The 246-nt window shown below is 41.1% G+C and carries 1 pseudogene; it reads right to left on the bottom strand.

The features are described from left to right. Positions 1–246 (bottom strand): annotated as a pseudogene (locus tag HMPREF3031_RS13925) (hypothetical protein); the annotation flags it as partial.

The raw sequence follows: 246 nt of genomic DNA, 5'->3' as shown, positions 1-246 counted from the left end.
TTGAATTACCATCGCTGAATGTCACTACTGTGTTACCATTCGGATCGATTGTTTGACCTGTCACTGTGATTGATTTACCGTCTACTCCGTCACGGCCATCTTTACCGCGTTGAACAGTTACTTTAGAGCCATCACTGAATTCAATTACTGTATTACCGTTTGGATCTTGGCTTGTACCTTTAACTGTAACTGAAATGCCGTCTTTACCTTTCGGTACTGTAATTGAATTACCATCGCTGAATGTCA

The organism is Staphylococcus sp. HMSC072B07 (assembly GCF_001815505.1).
GTDB lineage: Bacteria > Bacillota > Bacilli > Staphylococcales > Staphylococcaceae > Staphylococcus > Staphylococcus simulans.
Note: the sequence above shows the minus strand (reverse complement) of the source record. Positions and strands in the feature narration are given on the sequence as shown.